Raw genomic sequence first — 1,084 nt, forward strand, 5'->3', positions numbered from 1 at the left:
GTCGGACGCAGTCCGCAAATCACGCGTCTCAGCGATGGCTCGTACGTTTGTACCGCTCACGGGGTGCGCGGTTCAGGCCGCGCCGGGTCTGTAGAGTTTTCGGTGTAACTGGGTTGGATTGTAGGGTCAGATTCGGTTGTTGGTGAGGCGTCCGTCGATGGCCGTGTCGAAGGTTTGGAGGGCCCGCTTCCAGCGGGTGGTCCAGCGTTTGCGGCCGGCGCCGGTCGGGTCGAGGGACATCACCGCGAGGTAGACGCACTTCATGGCGGCGTTCTCGGAGGGGAAGTGGCCGCGGGCGCGGACCGCCCGGCGGATGCGGGCGTTGACGGACTGGATCGCGTGGGTCGTGCAGACGATCCGGCGGATCTCCGCGTCGAACTGCAGGAACGGAACGAACTCCGCCCAGGCGTTCTCCCACAACCGGACGATCGCCGGGTACTTCTGGCCCCATTCCCCGCTGAACTCGAGGAACCGGCTGGTGGCCGCGTCCTGGGTCGGAGCGGTGCAGACCGGCTTCAGTGCTTTGGCGATCTTGTCCCAGTCCTGGCGGCCGGCATAGCGGAACAAGGCCCGCAGCAGGTGGACGCTGACCGCACAGCAGCCCGACGGCGTGGCCGAACCGGTGAAGTACTGAATCTCGAACTTGGCCGCCGACATCCCCGACAAGGATCTTGCCCGCCCCCACCTCGTGCATGGTTGGCTGTGGCACGTTGACAGGTGTAGGTCGGCGCGGTGGTCACTGTGGATGACGGCCCCCCATGGGTGGCGGCCTGATGGTGTGAGAGCAGTCCGGCAATGGCTTGGATCGTGCCGCTCATGTACTGGCACGGGCCATGGTGGCGTGCAAGGGCTCGCCAGTTCTTCAGGTGTGCGATGCCGTGCTCGACCCGGACACGGCATCCGGAGTACGCCTCGCGCTGACCCTCGTAAATCTGCTCGTACCAGTCCGGGGGCTCTTCTTGAACTTGCGGTGCGCTGGTGTCACCACGCGGCCGCCCATCCGGGCGCCCAGGCCGAGGCCCTGGTAGCCGCGTGGTGGGATGCGTTTCACCAGCGCGCCTCCCCGGCGATATAGCTGGCGGCG

Annotated in this window: 1 pseudogene; it reads right to left on the bottom strand. The window is 66.6% G+C overall.

Annotation, left to right across the window (positions count from 1 at the left end):
* Window positions 1-126: 126 nt before the first annotated feature.
* Window positions 127-585, bottom strand: a pseudogene (locus tag ACFXGI_RS38815) (transposase); the annotation flags it as partial.
* Window positions 586-1,084 lie beyond the last annotated feature (499 nt).

Source organism: Streptomyces sp. NPDC059355, from assembly GCF_042752335.1.
Lineage (GTDB): Bacteria > Actinomycetota > Actinomycetes > Streptomycetales > Streptomycetaceae > Streptomyces.